The following is a 20964-nucleotide window of genomic DNA, read 5'->3' as shown; positions in this document are numbered from 1 at the left end:
GCTGACACTTCCCCCGGTCTAGGCATAAGATATGCCAAACAACAATGAATAGCGGGGCGATTCGCATGAATGGTTATCCTATATCCAGATACCGTTATGAACTGGTGAGAATCCATCAAGCAGTTCTCGTTTCCAAATGATCCTACTTTGTTTTTGGGGGACTTTACCGGCGACAAAGTGGATGACATCTTGATCAGCCTGGACGCCGGAGGGAGCGGCGGCTACACGTACAACAACCTATATTCCTATTTGCGCAATCAGCCGCGGAAACTGTACGATAACGAATGGTTATTTCAGACCTATAGCAATACGTCAGTAGAATATCAAGATGATTACAAAGTGAAAGTGGTCAATCGTTCCTTGCGTAAGGAATACCTGTTAGACATCAGTCAGCGAGAACCGGATTATTTATCGCAGTTGTATGATGCGAACGGGAATAATCCTTGTGACATTGTTAGGAGGAACGGTTCATGGATGTTTCCAATGAGATTGAAGCTCTCTACAGACAGCTGTTAGAGGCGTGGAACAACCAACATGCTCGTGGAATGGCCGAGTTGTTCTTGGAGGAAGGTGAGCTTATCGGATTTGACGGGAGTCAAGCGATTGGGCAGGACGAGATTTACTCACACCTCAACCCCATTTTCCGAGATCATCCCACCGCTCGATTTGTGAGCAAAGTGAAAGGTGTTCGAATACTGGACGCAAAGGCAGCGATCCTGCGTGCTATTGCAGGTATGGTTCCTCGTGGACAATCCGATATCAATCCTGCGGCTAATACACATCACACCCTCGTTGTCCTGCATCACAATGGCAAATGGCGAATCCAGCTTTTCCAAAACACTCCGGCTCAGTTTCATGGAAGACCTGAGCTAGTCGAACAGATGACGGAAGAGTTGCGAGCATTATTGACGTGACCACTCGGCTCCCTTCGTGCAAGTTACGCAAAAGAATTACTAACGAGATGAAGCCAGCTAACAGATTCGTTTACGAAAACAGCAACCATTGGGGACTTTGTTTTCACGTCCCTCAACGGCCGCTGTTTCTTTTTTCGTATCTGGATCACGATGTCATTTCAGGAAGGTCTCCGCTTTTGGTCGCACGATAGATCATGGGCTTTGGTTGAAAACAATGAAACCGTCTCAGTCCCAATCCGTAAAAACAAGATAAGGGGGGATCATGTTGGGAATAAACATAACATCTTTTTTCGAATTCATGTTGTATCTCTTCTTTTTATTGCTTACCGGATTTATCGCTCTATATCCTCGCGCTATGTGGGATCATATTCATAAGTGGTATACGAAACGGGAGGAGCCCTCAGAGTTTTATTTCGATATGCTTCGCATCGTGTCCGCCGGGCTTTTTTTCATCTTGCTGGTCGGGTTGCTAATCGGCTGGTAAATCAGGAATCCATCAAAGGCGGCTGCCGGTCTTGGATACAGTTGTCACAGACATGGAGAATCACCTGTTGGCTCTCTTCTGACCGTGATTCTTCTTCGTTGCCGCAAACCTCACAAATTCTCGGCATAGAGCTCATCCTTTCTCCGCTTGCTCTTTACCCATATCGATTTTACTTTCCTCTACCTTGCCGTTCTCGGTGTAGATCTCAAATCCGCAGTCGAGAATCGCCTGCTGAAAATCCTCGAAAGAAGCGGCGTTTTCATCGTAAGTAAACGTCGCTTCTCCCTTGTCCAGACTGACGTCAACCTTGCGAATCCCCCAAACTTCACGGAGTGCATGGCTCACTTTATCAGCATCTTGTTGGTCCGCCATCCCCTGGACAACAATGTTTCGTGTCATCATCCTGATCACCTCTTTAGTGCGTTACAATCATTGGGCGGCTCCTTTCTCTTTGTTAAACACCTCGCCCATACCCTGCATAAAAGCGAGCATCGTGGATAGGGATGCACTGATATCTGGATCGCGCAACGTTTTTCCTAATCCCCAGAGGCTGACCTGCTTGTCGTCCTGCATGCGTTCAGCGGAACGTTCCAGTCCGCCAGTCACACCGGCCAACATCTTTTGCAGCTGTTCCGGATCCAGTTTTCACCTGTGGCTCCACTTTCAGGATTTTCCGCCCTTTGGTCCAGATCTCAAAGCTGCAGCCTACCCCGCAGTAGGTACACACCGTTTTTGTCCGTTTGATCCGCGACTCCCGCATCTTTGCTTCCAACTCGGAGAGGGTGAAAATTTCCTTATAACCAGGTTCCACTTCTTTGGTCAAATCGATCATCGGTTCCAATACGTCAAAGGGCATACCCGTCATGTATCCGGCTTCTCCCAGCATCGTCTTTTCCATCAATGCATTGCATGGACAAACGGTTACACAGTGTCCGCAGGAAACACACGACGATTGATCGATCGGGACATCATCATCCCAGATGACCCGTGGATGCTCACGATTCCACTCAATGCTGAGCACTTCACTTACCTGCAGATCTTGGCAGGCTTTCACACACCTGCCGCATAGAATACATTGGTCCGGCTCATAACGATACATGGGATGGGAGTTGTCCGGTGGATACGGTTTCGGCGTAAACTCATATTTCTGATGATCCAGCTGCAAAAATTCCGCTGTATTGTGAACCACACAGTTTCCGTTGTTGTTGTCACAAACGGTGCAGTACAGTTCATAGTTTTTCAAGATGCGGGACATGGCCTCAAGCTGCGCTTCCTTCGCCCGTTCGGTCAAGGTATTGACTACCATTCCGGGACGGGCTTCTTCTGCACAGGCTCGCTTCAGTTCACCGTCCACTTCTACAAAACAGGTGACACATGTCATGATAATACCGAGGTTAGCATGGTAACAAACCGCAGGTATGTAGTGGTCCTGAGACATGGCGACGTCAAGAATGGTCTGCCCTTTTTCTGCCCGAAACGCTTTATCGTTGATTTGAATGGAAAACGCAATCGCTCCCAACTGTTTGGTGCCGAACAAATCTCCGATGAAAGCGGGAAGCGATGCAAAGCCTCCACCGTATATCGTAAGAATGATGTAAATCAAAATTTGGAACAAGATGGCATGGGTGACAACAGGCAAGACGAGAAAGGCGATTAGCTGAATGATAAAAAACGTCAAGTAGACGTTCGCGCGACCGATGTAGTAGCTGCCCATCCGATCCGTCCACCGCCGTTAAAGATGCCCATCAACCCGACCATACTGGCTGCAGCAATGGCTGTCATTCCCACTTTTTCCTGTGCCATCGGGGATGCGACGGAGATCAGCATCATGCCCGCGGAAATGTTAATAAACATCATGATCCAGAGCATCCAAAACCGTCTTGTCCTGACAGCTTCGTTGGCGGTAAGCTGAGCCAAATCTGCTTGTACCCGAACACCGCCTGCTTCTTTCTCCTTTCTCATCCCTGCAGGCATCCACCCCTCCGGCGGTCTTTCTATGTAGAAAGCACCCAGAAACATCAAAATAAGGTAGGAAGATCCTAGTATATAAAAGGTGGAGGGAATTCCCACTCTCTCCATCAGAGACGCTGCGATTGGACCGGTAATGATCGAGCCTGCACCGAAACCAAAAACAGCCATCCCTGTCGCCAGCCCACGCCGGTTGGGAAACCATTTGACAAGCGTGGAGACCGGTGATATGTAACCAATCCCAAGACCCAAACCACCAAGCGCCCCGTAGGTGAGATAAAAACCCCAAAGAGATCCTGCCGCGATGGAAAGACCGGCTCCAATCGTTCCCCCGGCGAACAACACCGCCGCTACCAGGGCGGAAAACCGAGGTCCCCGTCTTTCGACAAACCGCCCAAACAAGGCAGACGACAAGCCAAGAAAAAAATGGCGATAGTGAACGCAAAGGCCACATCTGTGCTGTCCCAACCCAGTGCCGCCGTTAATGGTTTTTTATAAACACTGTAGGCATATACGGAGCCAATCGATAAGTGAATAGCCACCGCGGAAAGAGCAATCAGCCACCGATTTTTCTGTTTCATTTTAAACTCCCTATACTATATGATTGGTATGAAAGTAATATGGACGATCCGATTTATCCTTATGAAAGGAAGTACATGAAACGAAAATCAAAGGAAAAAAATTCCATCAGTATGGATGGAATCATAACGCCTTTAGTCCAAAAATTCTCTGAATCTTCCCGAAGAGACAATCAGTAGGAATGGAAGACCAAAGCATAGCGGACAGGATGTTTGTATGTATCCCTTCCCCACATGAGCGGTTCGCATAGAATGATATATGTGCCCATGTTTGGCAGCAAACGGATTTAATCCGAGTGAGAGGAATGAACCATTGTGTGGAGGATTCCTTGGATTTTCCCAAATACATATCCTCCATCATGCTAAGGAAGAGCCCTGAAAGGTGGTGATGGCTCATTTATGAGGGGCGCATCATATAAAACCGTACCAGAAGGGAGAGGGAAAAATATGGATAGAGAATCGTTAACCAAAGAACAAAGCAAGATTTCCTTTCGTTCTCTGTTAGAAGTATTGATCGTTTCGACAAGACTTGGACTCACTTCATTTGGAGGTCCTATTGCCCATTTGGGCTATTTCCATGAGGAGTATATTCGTCGTAGAAAATGGCTGGACGAGAAGAGTTATGCTGATCTCGTTGCTCTATGTCAGTTCTTACCCGGCCCTGCAAGCAGTCAGGTGGGAATGGGAATCGGTGTGATGAGAGCAGGATTGCTTGGGGGAATCGTGGCTTGGATCGGGTTTACCTTGCCATCTGTCATTGCACTTATCCTATTTGCGTTGTTGTTGCAAGGAGTTGATGTTGGAAACGTCGGTTGGATTCATGGGTTAAAGATTGTGGCCGTCGCGATTGTGGCCCACGCTGTATGGGGGATGGGACAAAAACTGACTCCTGATCGCGAACGAGCTACTATCGCGATTGTAGCCGCGATCATTACGTTGGTATGGACGACAACAGCAAGTCAGGTTCTCATCATTGTACTAGCAGGAATGATAGGTACTTTTCTTTATAAGAATCCAAACATTCCCGATCTTCCTGAAATACGTGTTCCAGTAAGCCGTTCTTTCGCTGTAAGTTGTTTAATTCTGTTTTTTGGGTTATTATTCTTGCTCCCCTTTTTAAGAAGTTTCTCCTCTTTTGAATGGTTAGCTGTATTTGACAGCTTTTACCGAGCCGGTTCTCTCGTGTTTGGCGGAGGACACGTTGTCTTGCCATTACTTGAAAGGGAGGTTGTCCCCGTAGGGTGGATAACCAAAGAATCCTTCCTTGCCGGATATGGTGCGACCCAAGCTGTCCCTGGCCCATTGTTCACCTTTGCTGCTTATGTAGGTGCCGTCATGAATGGTTGGGTGGGCGCATTCATCGCTACGATCGCGATTTTTTTACCAGCTTTTCTTTTAGTGATTGGTACGCTGCCCTTTTGGGATACACTTCGCAGAAAGCCACAAATTCAAGGAACACTGATGGGAGTAAATGCCGCAGTGGTTGGGATCTTGCTTGCAGCTTTATATGATCCGATATGGACGAGTTCCATCCTTGCTCCCATAGACTTTGCCCTTGCTGCTGTTTTGTTCGGGATGCTGGTTTTCTGGAAGCTGCCACCCTGGGCTGTCGTGCTTACCGGTGCATTAGGTGGAACACTGATAGCGTACATGTGATATTCCCCTCGAGGTCCCTGATATCAGAAAAAATGGATGAAACGGCAAGCCGGGACTCACTTTTTTGGCCAACTGATTGCATGATTTGCTTTATCTTCCCTGCTCGGTTCTGCTACGCTGACATATGATCTAATGCTCTCTCTTTTCGGCTGTTAAGCGACCATAAAACAACAGGTATCAGCAAAAGGGAGAGGAAGCCTCCTGAGAGGGAGAGGATTGAGAAGCTGGAATGAGCTACAATGATGCCGGAAAGCGCTCCACCCGATGCTCCAGCCAAAGCAACCAAGACATCAATCGTTCCTTGCGTCTTTGCGCGAGAAGCTGGATTCGTCGAGTCCACGATGAGGGCGGTGCCGCTGATGAATCCAAGGTTCCAACCAAGTCCTAACAACGCGAGGGCGATGATCAGTACGATCAGCGAATCGGCAGGCGCAAATGCTGCGACAAGGCCTGCAGCAAGTAGAGTAGCACCTGATGCAATTGACATTGCCGTTCGTCCTGCCTTGTCAACAAGAACACCTGTTACCAGTGATGGGAGGTACATCGCGCCAATATGGATCCCTATTACTAACCCTACATCACCCAAACCATGACCGTGATGCTTCATATGTATTGGAGTCATTGTCATTATGGCGACCATGGCTATTTGGGTTACAATCATTACGGTAGCCCCGACAATCAGTCCCCGGTTATTCACTTCCGGTGCATGAAGCTTCATTTCTGATTGGTTGTTCTGAGCTGCCTGTGTGTCGGCGATCGCTTTTGCGACAAAGAATGGGTCTGGACGGAGAAACACGAAAAATACCAAACCAGCAAGGATGTAAGCAGCGGCAGCTAATATGAAAGGACCTGCTAAGGCAGGGATACCGAGCGATTCCGCAAATCTGCCCATTACATCCACTAAGATTGGACCTGCAACGGCGCCTAGTGTAGTAGAAACCATTGCAATGCTGACTGCTGTTGCCCGCTGAGTAGGCTTCGCCAAATCTGTACCTGCATAACGAGCCTGTAAGTTGGTAGACGTACCTGCACCGTAGATAAGAAGGGAAGCGAACAGAAGTACTATACTATGACTTACTGCCGCACATACTACTCCAATGGCACCTATACCTCCTGCCAAGAAGCCTATCGCGAGACCCGAGCGACGTCCGTAACGTTGAGAAAGTCGCCCAACAAGCAGTGCGGCCATAGCAGAACCAAGGGTGAACAATGCGGTAGGAAGCCCTGTAAAACTGTCCGTCCCCAACATATCCTGAGCAAGAAGTGCTCCTACGGTCACTCCTGCGGCAAGTCCTGCACCACCAAAAATTTGTGATAGGACTACGATAAGCAAAGTTCGTTTATATAGGAGTTTCTGCAGATCTGGGGAATCAACGTAGCGTTGTAAATATCCTATTAATATGCTTTTGTGTTCACTTGACAACGTCAAAACCACCTTTCGAATGCTTCACAAAATGTTGCCATTCGTGCACGCCCTCCTCTAAGCGAGAAGCTTTCATGCCTCTGGTCCTCAAGATTTCAACCGCTTTAGCGGACATGAGACAATACGGACCACGGCAGTAAGCTACAATCTCCTTGTTGGCTGGCAAAGATGCTAGATGCTTCTCTAATTCTTTGTGAACGGCACTGTTAAAATCCTCAATAACGGCACTTGAAAATTCCCCACTTTCGGCAGAAAATCTCTCCCTGGAGGAGAGAAATATGCTAAAGAATGGGGAGTTTTACTTGATTAAAGACATGAAACAAAGAGGATGTAACCGCTAGAATATAGACAACAGAAATCGCTAGATAATAATGAACACTTTACGCTCCTTCCTCCCCTAACTATCATTCATCTTAGAATAATCATCATGGGTGAGGAAGAGTATGAAACGCTTAGAAAGGTGGCATATGTTTTTTTCCATTCATCAGATGAAAGCGAAGGGATTGAAGATCTCACAAATTGCTAGAAAACTAAATGTCTCGAGGAACACGGTGTATAAATACTTGAGCATGAATCCAGATGAATTCAAACAATTCATGGAAGGCATGGAGACAAGGAAAAAGAAATTAGACCCCTATGAGCAGCGAATCATTCAGTGGTTGAGGGAGTACCCCGACCTCTCTGCCGCTCAAATATGGGATTGGCTAAAAGAGCACCATCCAGACATTGAAGTTGGGGAAAGTACCGTGAGAAGCTATGTCCGGATGATGCGGAAGATGTACGGGATCCCAAAGAGGGTACAGCAAAGGCAGTATGAAGCCATTCCCGATCCTCCAATGGGTGAACAAATGCAGGTGGACTTTGGGGAGATGAAAATGAAGAACCTTCAAGGGAATCTAGTCAAGTGCTGGTTCATGACGTTCGTTCTCTCCCATTCCAGGCAGAAATTCGTTCATTGGCAAGATCGGCCATTTGTAACGAAGGATGTGATCGATGCTCATGAATTAGCTTTTGCATATTATGGCGGAATGACGAAAGAAATCGTTTATGATCAGGATCATCTGCTGCTCGTCAGTGAAAATTACGGGAATCTAATCCTGACCCACGAATTTGCGGTCTATGTGCGTCATCGAGGCTTTCATGTCCACATGTGCCGAAAACAAGACCCCGAGAGCAAAGGTCGCATCGAAAATGTCGTGAAATACGTCAAACGAAATTTTGCACGCCATCGGATCTTCATCAGCGTGGATAAGTTGAATGAGGACTGCTTGGCTTGGTTAGACCGGACAGGGAATGCGCTGATCCATCATACGACCAAAAAAATACCAGCCGAAGTGTTCGCCCTTGAGAAGCAACATCTTCGCCCGGTCCCAGAAAAAATGCAAACTCCTAGTACGAGTATAACAAGGACTGTGCGGAAGGACAACACCATTTGGTATGAAGGGAGTCGGTATTCCGTTCCCCTCGGGACGTATGATGGCACCTCGAAAGAAGTTGGGATCCGGGTCAATGAGTCCACGCTTCAAATCCACGATGTGGATACCGGTGAAATCATCGCTGAACATGAACGCTCACAGAGGCGGGGCCAGCTCATCCAGAACACGAATCACCGGCGAGATCGCCAGAAGGGCATTGCTGCTTACTTTGAAAGTGTGAGGAGACAGTTTCCTGATCCTGATCTGGCTTCATCTTATCTGGAAGAGATTCGCCGGCTGCATCCGCGGTATACCCGTGATCAGCTCCAACTCATTCAAAAAACGCTGGATCAGGCATTTCAAGAAGCCGTGGATCAGGCTCTCCGTTACTGTGTGGCCAACCGATTATACAGAGCCGTGGATTTTGCTGATGCCGTGAACCACTTCTCAAATTCTTGCGAAAAAACGTCATCGGATCGAAGCCATGTTACACAGCTGAGCGGAGTGGATCCGGCCAAATGGAAAGCCAAGCCTCAAATTCGTGATGTGGAGATCTACCGGCGCATTTTGAGAGGAGGCTAAACATGAACGAGACCATAACACACCTGAAACAAAGCTTAAAAACACTCAACCTCACGGAAGCGGCCCAGATCATTGATGAAAGCTTAATGGAGGCTGAAGAACACCAATGGACATGCAGTGAGTTTTTGCAACGGCTGCTCCGTTATGAATTAGTCCGACGAGAAGAAAAGCAACTCGCCAGACGTTATAAATGGGCGTCCTTCCCTGAAGTGAAGACGCTGGATGAGTTTCGTTTAGAAGAACAACCATCCATAAGCAAACGCCAATTTCAGCAACTACGGGAACTTCTATGGCTTGAGCAGAATTACAATCTCATCCTGCTCGGGCCTCCCGGGGTAGGGAAAACGCACATCGCCATCGGATTGGGCGTAGAGGCATTACATAACGGCTGCAAAGTGAGCTTCGTGCCGATGGATGGCTTAATTCACTTACTGAAGACACAAGAGATTTCCCGATCGTCCCAGTATAAGCTCCGGCGTATTCATAACTCTGATCTGGTCATATTGGATGACTTGATGTTCATGGCCATGGACCGGAATGAAGCAAATCTGTTTTTTCAGTTTGTGAATAAGCTGTACGGTCAAACTTCAATCATCCTCACCTCAAACAAAGGGCCGGAGGATTGGGGTGAACTGTTGGGAGATCAGGCGATCACCACTGCGATCCTGGATCGGATCTTGCATAAGAGCGAGGTCATCCAATTAAGTGGCGACAGCTATCGTCTGAAGTACCGGCAGACTATTTTCGCAAGCTAAAACTGTTCAATATTACTTAGCAATAATTGTTCAAAAGGGCTTGACGGTTACAGAGGAATGAGTACCACGCAAATTGCGAACGAATTAGGGAGGGATCGAAAAACAATCCGTAAGTGGCTGAAGAGAGATGAACCTTCGAAATACCAGCGAACCGTCAAAAAAGCAAGCATCCTCGATCCATTTAAACCCTATATCAAAGCGAGAATGGAAGAAGGCTGCTTAAATGCTGTTGTCTTGTTTGATGAAATTAGAGCCCAGGGATACTCAGGACAAATTAGACTCCTTCGTTCCTTCATGGAACCATTGCGCCCCGTCGTTACCTCCAAGGCAACGATCCGTTATGAAACCACACCTGGTAAGCAAGCGCAAGTAGACTGGGGACATTTCAAAGTGGAATGGAATGGTGGATATAAACGACTATACGCCTTTGTCATGGTTTTGGGATACTCGAGAATGTTGTATGTGGAATTTACGGAGAACGAACGGCTGGATACCCTCATCGGCTGTCACTTACGTGCCATGCAATACTTTGGAGGCAGACCGGATACATGCTTGTACGACAATATGAAAACCGTCATTGCAGGTTACGACGACCAAGGCCATGTATTGTGGAATGAACGTTTTTCTCAGTTTGCAAGTCATCACGGCTTTACCCTCCGGCGTTGTGCCCCCTACCGTGCACGAACAAAAGGGAAAGTAGAAAATGGTGTTGGCTATGTGCGAAAGAATTTTTGGCCTCGCGTACAGTCGTTTACCAGCCTGAGTGACTTGAATCAACAAGTACGCCATTGGTTGGATACGGTAGCCAATGTACGGATTCACGGCACCACACATGAAAAGCCGGTAGATCGATGGAAACATGAACAGTTGAAGCCGCTTAACCCGGTTCCGTTCGAAGAAGTAGAACGGCATACTCGAAGAGTATCCAACGATTTGCTCGTTTCTTACGGAGGAAGCAGGTATTCTGTACCCTATACCTATATTGGTCATACGGTACAGGTACAAGATCTCCAGAATGGTCATATCCGGATCTATCAGGGCAACACGATTATCGCTGAACATCAAAAAGCAGTTCGTTCCAAACAAGTCGTAACCAATAAAAAACACTTCGAGGGGATTCAAACCCAAAGTCGCGTGAAGGCTCCCCAACCTATGCCGCGTCTGGTTTCAAATCCAAGCCCTGAAGTGGTGGAACGTGATTTATCAGTCTACGAGCAGTTTGCTGACGAGGAGGTGATCGTACAATGATGCTCCAGTCCCGTTTAGAAGAAGCCTTTTCGCAAATGGGATGGGTACGAATCCCGGAAATTATTCACCACCACGCAGAAGAAGCTGCTGCTCAGAATATATCGTATTTGGAGTTCTTGGACAAGCTTTTGCAAGAGGAAATCAAGGCCAAGAGGGATCGATTTATTCGAATGAAGACACGATTGGCTCATTTACCCTACCATAAAACATTAGAGCAATTCGATTTCAGTTTCCAGCCTTCCGTAGATGAAAGACGGATTCGTGATTTGGCAACCCTCCGGTTTGTGCACCAACAGGAGAATCTCATTTTGCTGGGTCCGCCAGGAGTCGGAAAGACCCACTTGTCTGTTGCATTGGCTCTGGAAGCCATTAAGCAAGGTTTGACAGTTTACTTTACAACTGCTCACGATTTGGTTCAGACACTTCAGATTGCCCATCAAAACAATAGTATCAAACAAAAAATGCGGGCTTTTATTAAGCCGAATGTACTGATCATTGATGAAATCGGCTATCGCAAGATGGATGAAACGGCAGCTCATTTTTTCTTTCAAATCGTTTCGGAGCGTTATGAATCTGGTTCGATTATTCTTACCTCGAACAAGTCTTATGGTTCGTGGGGAGAGATATTTGGAGATACGGTACTTGCCACCGCCATCCTTGATCGATTATTGCATCACTCCCACACCATCAACATTAAAGGAGAAAGTTATCGCATAAAGGAGAAGAAAAAAGCTGGTTTCTTTCGACCAGAGACAATTGAAGATAAAACCGAATGAACGGAATTTTCCCGCCGCCAGCCCCCCTCGGGGGGCATTATTCAAACAAACCTATTGCCTAATATGGGGAAAATTCAAGTGCAGATAATGGGGAATTTTCATTTGCAGTTGACACCCACTTACAATTAGGAGCACTTGCCGTAAAATCCCGTTGCAGCAAATTCTCAGCAATCCTTCCGTCCGATAACGCTGCTTCACGAGTTGTACGATGGACATACTTACGACGAATAATTGCTTTTATGCCTAGCTCTTGCATAAGACGCAGAACCTTCTTATGATTGACGATCATTTGATACTGACGGCATAACTCGTCTTGAATACGCCGGTAGCCTACAGTCTTATTCCGTTGCTCGTAGATCGCCATGATCCTGCGTTTCAGTTCTCCGTCTGGATTCTTCGTTTTACGCTTCAGATAGGCATAATAACCGCTTCTGCTTATTCTTAAATAAGCACAAAGTTCCTTAACGCTCTGCTTATCCTTCAGTTCATCGACAACGAGGTGTCGGTTTTGCAACCCTCCCGATTCAAGATTTGTAACCACTTTTTTAGGACATCTACCTCTAATTGCAAACGTCTAATTTCTCGCTCTTGCTCCGTTTCCACCTTGTGTGGATTGCCTCGTCTATTCTCGAATGCAGCCTGCCCATCCTCACGATACTTTCTCATCCAAACCTTAACACGATCCTTGTCCTGAACTTCCATATGATCCGCAATCTTTCTGTAGCTCCAGCCTTCTTCCACATGTAGACGGACTGCTTCCATCTTGAGTGATTCTGGATAATGCTTGAACTTTTGCCCTTTGAATGCCATAAAGAATACACCCCCTAAAGTAACATCGGTTTTCCCTAGGGGTTTTTCCAATGTCTACTTTAAGGGGTGCACTTCACTTCAAGCGGAGGGAGATTTATTTCTGTAAATACTATCTTCTCCATGTTTAGAATCTCCTTTAACTTCCGATAATTCCTGTGAAATGAAGAATGTGGGTATCTTTTTTTACATGCTTTTTCTCCAAATAGATACAATTCCGAGATGAATGCGATTAACGAAGTTTGTTGTTTGTTGCTAAGTTTACTTCGATGTATTCTCTCAATAAAACTATAAATTGAGGAAGCTTGTATTGGACGATTTACTCCCAACTCTCCTAGCCTCCTTTGCAGCACCTCCCTCGCAAAGTTTGCGTTAAGGATATCCTTAGCTTTTCGAAAGTTGCTTTGTTGACGTATTTCCGCTCTGTTTAATTCTAACTCGTACCTCAGAATCCCGTTGGCTCTGCGTAAGTGTTTCTTTTTACACTTAATATTTTTTCGAATTTCCGCTTCCTTGTCGTATGCTTTTTGGCGGCGGCGGCCCGCTTCCCAATAAACAGTTTCTATTTCCATACTTCCCTTTGCATTGATTGATTTTGTCTGATATCTGGGACGATGCATGCAAGATAACGCTTTGAGGTAATGCTGTACATGGTTGCCGACGTTAAAGTTCTTACATACATGTAACTTGGTGACTTCCCATTGTTCAACATGGGGAATTCGACTTACTGGCAGTTTTAATTTCACAGACAGGATTTTCCGCAAAAAGATGAAGAAGTTCCTCAAATCTGATTCCGATATTTCGTATACGTTGCTCCCACGCAAAAGCTTCGGAATCGATACTTCGACTTTTAACCATGACTGTCCGGTCTTCTCATTGCTTACATACAGAATATACGGGTCGCCCTCTTTCTTACCTTCGAGCGTCCTAAAATATGTAGTTCCTCTTCCGGACTTCTTCTGTCTCGTTGAATTGATTCTCGTCCATTTTATACGCTTCTCCTCATGTTCTGTTAGAAAGAACGGTGTACTTATCTTTACGGTGTCGAACATAAGTGGTATCCCTCCATTGTGCCATCCATGACATAGTTGTTACACGTATAACAGACAATTTCATCAAACAATTTGATTTGAAACTCATGATAGCAATTGATTATAAATTTGTAAATAACCTATTGATAATTAAATAACCCTTTCGTATAATAACAAACAACAAAGGTCATTGGAGGGTACAAAATGAAAGATTCAATCGTACTTAATGAAACCCAATATGCTGAATTGGCAGGACTTGATATCGGCCCTAGGGTTAGGTACATAAGAGAAATTTTGCATGAGAATTTTGGGCCAAGCTTCAGTGGCAACAGCGTTGCAAACCGCATCAAAATTATTTCACAGCCAACCCTTACTCATATTGAACGAGGCAAATCTAAGGATGTTCCCTCAAAAGTACTTCGGGCAATTAGCCGAGACTTCAATGTGAACATGGATATCTTTTTCGATGACTTTTACGAGGGAGAGTATAAACCAATCGTTATCCATAGAAAGCACGATGAACAGCCCGATAATGTGAGTACGCTCATTGATGATGCTTACATTCCCATTGACATTAATCCCTTTACAGAAAATGAGTTTATATTGGTCGTATACGCTCAATTGGAATCAAGCAATGGTGACCGAAAGCTTTTGTTCAACACGAGATCGAAGGAAAAGTATTCAATACCTTATTTGAGACATGTAATAGCACAGTTTATTAATGCTTTGGAAACTACAGATTCACTTATTAATCCCGAACACCTTCCCTTAACAGACGGAGTATCGGCAGTTGCATTGGCTGACAGACATATAAAAGTACGAGACTTACCAATGTATGATATCTGGTTTCCGAAAAGTGAATGGGAATCCATGTTTAACAATCTGAATAAGGTCGGAGAAAAATATACCGCCAGACTATTGGAACACCTAAACGGAAAAAAGGAGACAGCAAATTTGAACCAGAACGATGACATCAGAAAATTAAGTCGTAGAAAATGAACCGAAACAGAATCAATGTAACATTAGGAGGTAAAGAATAATGGACAAGAAAAAAATCAAAGATTACCCTTCCGTCTTATCAGTTAGTGATATTCAAGAAATCTTAGGTATTGGAAGGAGACAGGCATATGAACTCGTTAATTCTGGGAAGTTTCATGTTGCCAGAGCGGGTCGGAGAATCATGGTATCAAAGAGCGTATTCCTCGCTTGGTTAAAAGGATCAACTAGTTAATCTAAATCAATCGTGATTATTGAAAGGGGGTGGTCGCTTTGAACGATTGACCAACGGTGTGCTCACGTAGCTCACCATTTTTTTATTCGATTGACTGCACGCAAAATTTTAGGGAGGTATCTCAGATGGCTGGAAGAACAGTAAAAAAGGACGGCTCAAGTTGGTACTTTGTGTTGACCGTTGGCAAAAAGGAGAATGGAAAACAAAAGCAGATCAAAAGACGTGGGTTTAAAACGAAGCAAGAAGCCATAAAAGCCATGAATGAGCTAGAACATTCCATTAACCAGGGAACATATGTTAAACCTTCAAAAATTCTGTACAAAGAGTATCTCGAACGCTGGTTGGAAGACAGGCAAACGAGAGTGAAAAAGCAAACACTGGAAACCTATACTTGGCTTGTGAACAAACACATCATCCCAGCCTTGGGTAATGTTGAATTGTCAAAACTGAATGCAATGATGATTCAACAGTTACTGACAAAACTGACTAAAGATCAAAGCTTATCTGATGAGAACATTCAAAAAGTGTATACGCTGATCAACGCTTCGCTGAAACAAGCTGAACGCTGGGGCCTCATCCCAAAGAATCCAGCCTTTCTGGTTGATCGTCCAAAGGCAACTAAAAAGCAGGTCAAGGTTTGGGATGTTCCTGAAGTCACTTCCTTCCTTGAGCATGCCAAGGGAAGCCGATATTACATTGCCTTTCTGCTCGCAGTGACGACTGGAATGCGGCAAGGAGAGATTCTTGCGTTGCAGTGGAAGGACATCGATTTTGAAAACGGCTTTCTGCGTGTCACGCAAATACTGAGTCATGACGGAAAGGAAATACTGCCTTACACAAAAACAAAATCAGGCACCAGGACAATTGATCTTCCTGATGAGACCATCGCTGAATTAAAGAAGCACAAGGTACGAATTGCAAAGGAAAAGCTGGCGGCTGGCCCTAATTTATACACCGATCTCGACCTGGTTGTATGCAGCGAAATCGGTACTCCTACGAATGCAGGCAACATTCGTCGGGCATTCAATACGGCTATCGAGAAAGCCAATGTTTCCAAAATCCGCTTCCATGATTTACGACACACCCACGCAACACTGCTGTTGAAGCAGGGAGCCAATCCCAAAATCGTTGCAGAGCGATTGGGTCATGCAGATACTCGTATTACGCTGGACACATACAGCCATCTGCTCCCTAGCATGCAGAAGGAAACAGCAAAGCAATTTGGAAGGATGTTGTTCGGTGGCACAAACAGTAATAACAACTCAATCGAGAATGCAAAATAGACCGTATCTTCAATCAAGAAGAACGGTCTATTTTTATGCTCAGAAACAACTTCAGCAACGCTGATAGACCACTATTGACCTCAAGATCAATCTTGACCAATTCTTGACCAGACGGGGTGTTTTGCTGGTTTACCCTGTTCAACCAGTCACCATCAAAATCAAAAAGAGGGTGTCCCAAAAGCCATGAATAATGGCTGAGGGATCCCCTTTTTTTTCAATCTAGAAAAACAAAAAGAAACCATCCTTTGGTAAAATGTAAGTGCGACCCAACACATACAAAAGGAGTGGTTTCTTTGTACATTCAATATACCATGGATCAACTTTGTTTACCAATGGATGTAGAAGAGGACATTCCCGCCAATCATCTCGTTCGTGTGGTCAACGCCGCTGTCAATCGTCTCGACGACGCCATCTTTGACGCGGCTTACCCCGGAGGCGGACGAGACAGCTATCACCCCAAGATGCTCACCAAAATCATCATCTATGCCTACACCCAGCGCATCTACTCTTCTCGCCAGATTGCCAAGGCCGTCCGTGAAAACATAATGTTCATGTGGATCGCAGGCAGACAACGTCCGGACTTCCGCACCATCAACCGCTTTCGCTCGGAACGAATGAAACCCGTACTGGAGACTGTGTTTACCGCCATTCTTCAATTCTTGGTCGAGGAGAATTACGTGCAGCTGGAGCATTACTTTGTGGACGGTACCAAGATCGAAGCCAATGCGAATCGGTATACGTTTGTTTGGGGAAAGGCTGTCGTCAAGCACAAAGCCAAGCTCCAGGAGAAAGTGAAGACCTTGTTTGCCACCATTGAGGAAGCCGAAAAGCAAGAAGAAGGAGCGCACGGGGGCCAAGATCTTCGCGAGCTGGGCGAGTCCTCTACCCTCACAAGTGAAAAGCTGGAGCATGCCGTCAAGCAATTGGAGGAACGCCTGCAGGAGAAGCCAAAAGACAAGCCACTAAAGAAGGCGGTTCGCACCATCCGCAAAGACCTGCTTCCTCGCCTCCAAAAGTATGAAACACATGAGAAGATACTAGGCACTCGAAATAGTTACAGCAAAACGGACCCTGACGCTACCTTTATGCGAATGAAGGAAGACCACATGCGAAACGGCCAGCTCAAACCTGGCTACAATGTGCAGATTGGCACCGAAAATCAATTCATTGTCGGCTACAGTGTGCATCAGCGGCCGACCGATACGCGCTGCTTTATCCCTCATCTTGAAAAAGTAAAGGCGCAGATCGGAAAGCTACCGAGAAGCGTCATCGCAGATGCGGGTTATGGCGGCGAAGAGAATTATGACTATCTCGAACAAAACGAAGTCGAAGCCATCGTCAAATACAGCACGTATCACCGCGAAAAAAGCAAGGCATGGCAAAGGGACATCAGCAAGATCGACAACTGGACGTATAACAGTGAGCAAGATACGTGGACATGCGCAGCGGGGCAAACCCTCCATTTCCGAAGAGAGAGCAAGGAGAAAACGGAAAGTGGATACGAAATCGTGTACCGTCATTACAGAAGCGCCGGTTGCGAGGACTGTCCGTTGAAGTCTCAGTGTACGAAAGCCCAAGGCAATCGCGAAGTCAAAGTCAGCATGAAGTATTTGCGGCTAAAGAACCAAGCAAAGCAGAAGCTCCGCAGCGAAGAAGGGTATGCCCTGGCAGTGAGGCGCATGATTGAGCCGGAGCCCGTGTTTGGTGCTATGAAGAACAATCGAGGGTTCAAAAGGTTCCTGCTTCGAGGCTTACCGAAAGTAAGTCTGGAGGTCGGGTGGCTTTCCCTTGCCCACAATTTGCTCAAGAAGGCTGCAGTGGACGCCCAAAGACAAGGAGCTAAGCGAGAACAGGTCGCTTAGCTCCTTTGTTTTTTGTTTCTTCCGAGACTTATCTAATTTTTTTCTGATGAGGTCGTTCCTAAGTTTACTTTTGGGACACCCTCTTCAGCTTCTTATGTATGGTGATCCGGACTGGGTTCGAACCAGCGACCCCCACCCTGTCAAGATGGTGCTCTCCCAACTGAGCTACCGGATCACATTTAAAAATATCAATCTATCCCTGCCAGACAACTTCTGGCCCATTTTTACTGGTGGGCCCTGTAGGACTCGAACCTACGACCAATCGGTTATGAGCCGACCGCTCTAACCAACTGAGCTAAGGGCCCCTCGTGTACGCGCTTTGTTTAAAACGTCACGAAAATAAATATAACCTATTTGAAACAAAAATTCAAGAGGAAAATAAAAAAAGCCAGACTCTTCTTCGTGGTAAAAAAGAGAATGGCTGGTAGACTGACTACTGGTGCGACTCATCTATACAATTCATCCGATACAATTCATCCGATACGATTCTTCAGCTAAGATTCCTATGCGTAGCACTCAAGTGAGACTCTTCTGCTGACGCTTCCGATAAGATGCTACTGCAGATATGATGTCACTTCAGTTCAGATAAAAAGTCACCGTACCACATGCGGAAACGCCCTATCGTCCTCCCCATGCCTTAGCCCGCTTGTTCCGAAGCGCCGCCGGCGAGCTCAGTCGTACGGGCGTCTTCTGCTTCCTGTTCGTCGCGCAGGCGGTGGGCCATGCGGCTGGAGGCATTGGCGGCGATGCTGGCGACCAGGTCGTCGAGGAACGTGTGGACTCGGCCGCCAGCCGTCTTGGTATCCAGACGTTTGATGACACCGACCTTGTGTTTATCCAGATGGCCAAAGGTGGTGACAGCGATGCTTCCGTATCCGAAGACTGAGCCCAGTGCGAGCGTTTCGTCACAGCCGAACAAGCCTTCATCGGTAGCGACGATCGTTTGCAGTGGTTCCGACAGCATCCCCTTTTCGGCAAGCACGTCCAGTTCGACGCCGACGAGGATAGCGTGTTGTATTTCGCGTTTTTCCAATACAGCCTGTACGCTGGCAATGCAGGGCTCCATCGTGAGGTCAGGGTGGTAAGGAGACTGCATCAGATAAACGATCTCAGCGATATCTTCAATCGTCACTCCGCGATCGTTAAGGCGCTGCAGCGCTGCTTGTTTGACTTCTTTGCTGTGTACTGGTTTCTTCATGAAGAAGACAACTCCTTCCCTAGAGCGTGAAGTCATACTCCTATATAGTATCATAGTGCGTAAGAATTGCGACAACTTTTGAAACACTTGCCAACAATCCCCGAGAACGTCCCTCCGTCTCAATAAAAGCCTAAAAGCTTCAGAGGGAGGTTTGTCCCAACCGTATTATCATCTATTTACGATACGCTGGCTGCAAAGTTTCACAGCAGGAAGTCGACAGCTTATGCATGTTCCTCGCATAGTCCGCAGCCTATGCATCAACCACAACATATGTATAATAAAAAGAGGCTCATTCACAGAGCCTCATCATCGCTTGCATGTATTTCCACTCGGATGGGCAAGCTTATCCTGTGTCCCATGTTCCCTGCCTATCTTCCGGAAGAGATCTTACTCCTCTGGCTGATTCTCGTCGCCACGCGGGGACGCGTATGCTTCGTTGGATACGACTCTTCGCAGGGCCAGAATGATCGCAACTACCAAGAATGACAGCATGAGAATCGCAAGAAATGAATACGTCATCATATAAGCTGTTTTCATCGCTGCTAACACCTCCTGTCCTCCCTACAGTTTTGCCCGTAGGGCGAGGAATATACAGGAGCGCGCTTAAAATTACACAAATGGAGAATCTTCTGGTAAAATAAATAGACATAGTCTTTTTATATAGAAAATCAAGTGAATGACAAGGAGGGGTTCCATTTGAAGTACAGCGTCGTTATTTTTCCTTCCAGCCAAGTGCAGGAAGTTGCCAATTCATACCGCAAACGCTACGATCCAACCTATGCCTTGATTCCGCCGTTTATCCGCCTCAAAGAAGCATTTGATCTGGAAGAGTCAGCGCTGCCACAGTTGGTGGATCACCTGGAACAGGTGGCGAGTTCCACAGACGCCTTCTCCGTCCGGTTTCACCGTGTATCTACGTTCCATCCAACCAACAATGTCATCTACCTGGGCATTCAAAACAAGGAGCCGTTCGAGGCGATTCATCAAAAGATTATGGCACACTTTGCTCAAAAAGAAGTGTATGCATTTGTCCCGCATCTGACGATTGGTCGCGACCTCGCCGATGACGAGTTAAAGGATGTAGTCAGTCAGTTGAGTATGGCCAAGATTGACCTGACAACGTTGGTAGACCGTTTTCATCTCGTTTACCAGCTTGAAGATGGTACCTGGACCGTCTACCAGACTTTCCTGCTGCAAAAGTAATGGCAACCGTACGTACAAGGTCCTTCCCCTGTCTGAAGGGCCTTGTCTCTTAGAAAGGAAGCGTGTCGTTTATGAACAAGGTACAAGATATCCGCAGAGTGCGTACTGAACAGGAAAAGGCGGATGCTTTTGCTGTTCGGCAACAGGTTTTTGTCGTTGAGCAGAACGTGCCTCCATCGCTGGAGATCGATGAACATGACCGTGCTGGCGCATCCGCGATTCATTTTGTCGCCTATCGGGACGATAAACCGGTCGGAGCCAGTCGGTTGCGCTTCTACGATCCGCAGACAGGGAAGGTCGAGCGGGTTGCCGTCATGGAGAGCGAACGCGGGACCGGTCTAGGCCGGGAACTGATGCTGGCGATGGAGCAGACGGCACGGGAAGAGGGATTAACCCAGTTGAAACTAAATGCGCAGTGTCACGCACAGCGTTTTTACGAAAAGCTGGGATACCAGCCGGTAGGAGATGTGTTTGAAGAAGCGGGTATCGATCATATCAGCATGGTAAAGAAACTGCAAGACTGATCTTGGAAAAAATACTCGTCTGATTC

The 20964-nt window shown here is 46.5% G+C and carries 22 protein-coding genes, 2 tRNA genes and 2 pseudogenes; 13 read left to right on the top strand and 13 right to left on the bottom strand.

From position 1 onward, the window contains the following. Positions 1-470: 470 nt before the first annotated feature. A complete protein-coding gene (locus LOK74_RS04210) occupies positions 471-914 on the top strand; it encodes an SgcJ/EcaC family oxidoreductase (protein ID WP_230045346.1) in 444 nt (147 codons plus the stop codon). A 262-nt stretch (positions 915-1176) separates the two neighbouring features. Beyond that, a complete protein-coding gene (locus LOK74_RS24485; RefSeq protein ID WP_478213054.1) occupies positions 1177-1398 on the top strand; it encodes a DUF6199 family natural product biosynthesis protein in 222 nt (73 codons plus the stop codon). A gap of 1 nt (position 1399) precedes the next feature. On the opposite strand, the gene LOK74_RS24030 is transcribed toward LOK74_RS24485, so the two are convergent. The 5 genes and pseudogenes from LOK74_RS24030 to LOK74_RS04190 form a co-directional block, all read right to left on the bottom strand. Then, complete coding sequence (locus LOK74_RS24030) at positions 1400-1525, bottom strand: hypothetical protein (protein ID WP_255679492.1); 126 nt, start codon at positions 1523-1525, stop codon at positions 1400-1402. Positions 1526-1530: 5 nt separating this feature from the next. Then, positions 1531-1800 carry a heavy-metal-associated domain-containing protein gene (locus LOK74_RS04205; RefSeq protein ID WP_230045345.1) on the bottom strand — a complete coding sequence of 90 codons (270 nt, stop codon included), beginning with the start codon at positions 1798-1800 and terminating at the stop codon, positions 1531-1533. A gap of 27 nt (positions 1801-1827) precedes the next feature. Continuing rightward, entirely contained in the window at positions 1828-2004 is a 177-nt protein-coding gene (locus tag LOK74_RS04200; RefSeq protein WP_230045344.1) for a DUF1641 domain-containing protein, read from the bottom strand. Between the two features lie 43 nt (positions 2005-2047). After that, positions 2048-2908, bottom strand: a pseudogene (locus LOK74_RS04195) (2Fe-2S iron-sulfur cluster-binding protein); the annotation flags it as partial. After that, positions 2906-3947, bottom strand: a pseudogene (locus LOK74_RS04190) (L-lactate MFS transporter); the annotation flags it as partial. The pseudogenes LOK74_RS04190 and LOK74_RS04195, both read right to left, overlap by 3 nt. Positions 3948-4391: 444 nt before the next feature. Between LOK74_RS04190 and LOK74_RS04185 the strand changes: the two are divergent. Continuing rightward, a complete protein-coding gene (locus LOK74_RS04185; protein ID WP_230045343.1) occupies positions 4392-5600 on the top strand; it encodes a chromate transporter in 1209 nt (402 codons plus the stop codon). 112 nt (positions 5601-5712) lie between these two features. Here the strand turns inward: LOK74_RS04185 and LOK74_RS04180 are convergent, their stop codons facing one another. Both LOK74_RS04180 and LOK74_RS24170 read right to left on the bottom strand, forming a co-directional pair. Beyond that, a complete protein-coding gene (locus LOK74_RS04180) occupies positions 5713-7023 on the bottom strand; it encodes an MFS transporter (RefSeq protein ID WP_230045342.1) in 1311 nt (436 codons plus the stop codon). Further along, positions 7013-7189 (bottom strand): hypothetical protein, encoded by a 177-nt coding sequence (locus LOK74_RS24170; RefSeq protein ID WP_420908724.1) that lies wholly within the window; start codon positions 7187-7189, stop codon positions 7013-7015. Before LOK74_RS24170 ends, LOK74_RS04180 begins: the two co-directional genes overlap by 11 nt. Before the next feature lie 277 nt (positions 7190-7466). Here LOK74_RS24170 and istA (LOK74_RS04175) point away from each other — a divergent pair, with 277 nt between their 5' ends. From istA (LOK74_RS04175) to istB (LOK74_RS04160), 4 genes are read left to right on the top strand one after another with little or no spacing between them, the layout of a single operon-like run. Beyond that, entirely contained in the window at positions 7467-9020 is a 1554-nt protein-coding gene (gene istA, locus LOK74_RS04175; RefSeq protein WP_230045341.1) for an IS21 family transposase, read from the top strand. A gap of 2 nt (positions 9021-9022) precedes the next feature. After that, positions 9023-9775: an IS21-like element helper ATPase IstB gene (gene istB / locus LOK74_RS04170; protein ID WP_230045340.1), complete on the top strand. Its 753-nt coding sequence runs from the start codon at positions 9023-9025 to the stop codon at positions 9773-9775. A gap of 57 nt (positions 9776-9832) precedes the next feature. Next, positions 9833-11023 (top strand): IS21 family transposase, encoded by a 1191-nt coding sequence (gene istA / locus LOK74_RS04165; protein ID WP_230045339.1) that lies wholly within the window; start codon positions 9833-9835, stop codon positions 11021-11023. After that, complete coding sequence (istB, locus tag LOK74_RS04160; protein WP_230042330.1) at positions 11020-11799, top strand: IS21-like element helper ATPase IstB; 780 nt, start codon at positions 11020-11022, stop codon at positions 11797-11799. The genes istA (LOK74_RS04165) and istB (LOK74_RS04160) overlap by 4 nt, the downstream gene beginning before the upstream one ends. 58 nt (positions 11800-11857) lie before the next feature. Here the strand turns inward: istB (LOK74_RS04160) and LOK74_RS04155 are convergent, their stop codons facing one another. Together LOK74_RS04155 and LOK74_RS04150 are read right to left on the bottom strand one after the other, a co-directional pair. Continuing rightward, a complete protein-coding gene (locus tag LOK74_RS04155; RefSeq protein WP_230045338.1) occupies positions 11858-12313 on the bottom strand; it encodes an IS3 family transposase in 456 nt (151 codons plus the stop codon). After that, entirely contained in the window at positions 12280-12609 is a 330-nt protein-coding gene (locus tag LOK74_RS04150) for a helix-turn-helix domain-containing protein (RefSeq protein ID WP_230045337.1), read from the bottom strand. The genes LOK74_RS04155 and LOK74_RS04150 overlap by 34 nt, the downstream gene beginning before the upstream one ends. A 1232-nt stretch (positions 12610-13841) precedes the next feature. Between LOK74_RS04150 and LOK74_RS04145 the strand changes: the two genes are divergently transcribed. The 4 genes from LOK74_RS04145 to LOK74_RS04130 all read left to right on the top strand — a co-directional run bounded on the left by LOK74_RS04145 (position 13842) and on the right by LOK74_RS04130 (position 18013). Next, positions 13842-14636, top strand: a complete 795-nt coding sequence (locus LOK74_RS04145; RefSeq protein ID WP_230045336.1) for a helix-turn-helix domain-containing protein — start codon at positions 13842-13844, stop codon at positions 14634-14636. A 40-nt stretch (positions 14637-14676) separates the two neighbouring features. Beyond that, positions 14677-14868, top strand: a complete 192-nt coding sequence (locus LOK74_RS04140; protein WP_230045335.1) for a helix-turn-helix domain-containing protein — start codon at positions 14677-14679, stop codon at positions 14866-14868. Positions 14869-14993: 125 nt separating this feature from the next. Beyond that, positions 14994-16151, top strand: coding sequence for a site-specific integrase (locus tag LOK74_RS04135; RefSeq protein ID WP_230045334.1), 1158 nt, complete (start codon positions 14994-14996; stop codon positions 16149-16151). Between the two features lie 293 nt (positions 16152-16444). Then, on the top strand, positions 16445-18013 hold the full coding sequence (locus tag LOK74_RS04130) for an IS1182 family transposase (RefSeq protein ID WP_230042947.1): 1569 nt from the start codon (positions 16445-16447) through the stop codon (positions 18011-18013). Between the two features lie 99 nt (positions 18014-18112). Here LOK74_RS04130 and LOK74_RS04125 read toward each other — a convergent pair. From LOK74_RS04125 to LOK74_RS04110, 4 genes are all read right to left on the bottom strand, one after another. Beyond that, positions 18113-18188: transfer RNA gene (locus tag LOK74_RS04125), tRNA-Val, on the bottom strand. A gap of 53 nt (positions 18189-18241) precedes the next feature. Further along, positions 18242-18318, bottom strand: a tRNA-Ile gene (locus tag LOK74_RS04120). 332 nt (positions 18319-18650) lie between these two features. Then, positions 18651-19211 carry a phosphatidylglycerophosphatase A family protein gene (locus LOK74_RS04115; protein ID WP_230045333.1) on the bottom strand — a complete coding sequence of 187 codons (561 nt, stop codon included), beginning with the start codon at positions 19209-19211 and terminating at the stop codon, positions 18651-18653. A gap of 387 nt (positions 19212-19598) precedes the next feature. After that, positions 19599-19748: a hypothetical protein gene (locus LOK74_RS04110; RefSeq protein WP_230045332.1), complete on the bottom strand. Its 150-nt coding sequence runs from the start codon at positions 19746-19748 to the stop codon at positions 19599-19601. 159 nt (positions 19749-19907) lie between these two features. On the opposite strand from LOK74_RS04110, the gene LOK74_RS04105 reads away from it, so the two are divergent. Both LOK74_RS04105 and LOK74_RS04100 read left to right on the top strand, forming a co-directional pair. Further along, positions 19908-20414, top strand: coding sequence for a 2'-5' RNA ligase family protein (locus LOK74_RS04105; RefSeq protein ID WP_230045331.1), 507 nt, complete (start codon positions 19908-19910; stop codon positions 20412-20414). Between the two features lie 71 nt (positions 20415-20485). Continuing rightward, positions 20486-20938: a GNAT family N-acetyltransferase gene (locus LOK74_RS04100; protein WP_230045330.1), complete on the top strand. Its 453-nt coding sequence runs from the start codon at positions 20486-20488 to the stop codon at positions 20936-20938. The last annotated feature ends 26 nt before the right edge of the window (positions 20939-20964 follow it).

The organism is Brevibacillus humidisoli (assembly GCF_020923435.1).
Lineage (GTDB): Bacteria > Bacillota > Bacilli > Brevibacillales > Brevibacillaceae > Brevibacillus_E > Brevibacillus_E humidisoli.
The sequence above is the reverse complement of the archived record's forward strand: the minus strand, read 5'-3'. Positions and strand labels throughout refer to the sequence as shown.

Bases quoted from the DNA above. Each gene is read 5' to 3' on its own strand.
- LOK74_RS04210 (WP_230045346.1), top strand. From the start codon at position 471: ATGGATGTTTCCAATGAGATTGAAGCTCTCTACAGACAGCTGTTAGAG.
- LOK74_RS24485 (WP_478213054.1), top strand. From the start codon at position 1,177: ATGTTGGGAATAAACATAACATCTTTTTTCGAATTCATGTTGTATCTC.
- LOK74_RS24030 (WP_255679492.1), bottom strand. From the start codon at position 1,525: ATGCCGAGAATTTGTGAGGTTTGCGGCAACGAAGAAGAATCACGGTCA.
- LOK74_RS04205 (WP_230045345.1), bottom strand. From the start codon at position 1,800: ATGATGACACGAAACATTGTTGTCCAGGGGATGGCGGACCAACAAGAT.
- LOK74_RS04185 (WP_230045343.1), top strand. From the start codon at position 4,392: ATGGATAGAGAATCGTTAACCAAAGAACAAAGCAAGATTTCCTTTCGT.
- istA (WP_230045341.1), top strand. From the start codon at position 7,467: ATGAAACGCTTAGAAAGGTGGCATATGTTTTTTTCCATTCATCAGATG.
- istB (WP_230045340.1), top strand. From the start codon at position 9,023: ATGAACGAGACCATAACACACCTGAAACAAAGCTTAAAAACACTCAAC.
- istA (WP_230045339.1), top strand. From the start codon at position 9,833: ATGAGTACCACGCAAATTGCGAACGAATTAGGGAGGGATCGAAAAACA.
- istB (WP_230042330.1), top strand. From the start codon at position 11,020: ATGATGCTCCAGTCCCGTTTAGAAGAAGCCTTTTCGCAAATGGGATGG.
- LOK74_RS04150 (WP_230045337.1), bottom strand. From the start codon at position 12,609: ATGGCATTCAAAGGGCAAAAGTTCAAGCATTATCCAGAATCACTCAAG.
- LOK74_RS04145 (WP_230045336.1), top strand. From the start codon at position 13,842: ATGAAAGATTCAATCGTACTTAATGAAACCCAATATGCTGAATTGGCA.
- LOK74_RS04140 (WP_230045335.1), top strand. From the start codon at position 14,677: ATGGACAAGAAAAAAATCAAAGATTACCCTTCCGTCTTATCAGTTAGT.
- LOK74_RS04135 (WP_230045334.1), top strand. From the start codon at position 14,994: ATGGCTGGAAGAACAGTAAAAAAGGACGGCTCAAGTTGGTACTTTGTG.
- LOK74_RS04115 (WP_230045333.1), bottom strand. From the start codon at position 19,211: ATGAAGAAACCAGTACACAGCAAAGAAGTCAAACAAGCAGCGCTGCAG.
- LOK74_RS04110 (WP_230045332.1), bottom strand. From the start codon at position 19,748: ATGAAAACAGCTTATATGATGACGTATTCATTTCTTGCGATTCTCATG.
- LOK74_RS04100 (WP_230045330.1), top strand. From the start codon at position 20,486: ATGAACAAGGTACAAGATATCCGCAGAGTGCGTACTGAACAGGAAAAG.